The sequence below is a fragment of the Polaromonas sp. P1_G2 genome (genome assembly GCF_056405515.1).
The window spans coordinates 1-397 of sequence record NZ_JBFUBY010001470.1 but is presented as its reverse complement, the minus strand read 5'-3'; the positions used below and the strand labels follow the sequence as shown (position 1 = coordinate 397).

Sequence of the window (397 nt, the reverse complement as noted above, 5' to 3'; positions counted from 1 at the left end):
CCTTGATGACGCGCGCCGTATAGGCCGGGCCGCCCCGTTCCTTGTTGGGGAAAATTTTCGCGACAACGCGGTCGCCGATTCCGGCGACAGGCGCCTTGGTCTTCGAGCGCTCGCCGCCTGAAGACTGACGGATCAGCACCGCGGGCGCGACACCGCCATCTTCAGGCCATTCTGCCGGACGGCCGATCAGTTCGCCGGTCGTGTCGCGCATGGTGATATCGAGCACGGTGACCGGCGGCAAAGTGCCCGGCCGCTTCAACGCCTTGCGATCCTTCTCCAGCATGCCGTCGTCTTCGAGCGCGCGCAGCGCCGCTTTCAGCTCAACCCGCGTATCGCCCTTAAGGCCGAAGGCCTTGGCGATGTCGCGCTTGTTGGCGCGATCGGGATTGTCCTGGAT

1 protein-coding gene is annotated in these 397 nt (G+C 65.2%); it reads right to left on the bottom strand.

Going from position 1 to position 397, the window contains the following annotated elements; all coding sequences use genetic code 11:
* Window positions 1–397, bottom strand: a 397-nt coding sequence (locus AC1D0P_RS31125) for a hypothetical protein (RefSeq protein WP_477680254.1), incomplete at both ends; no start/stop codon positions are given.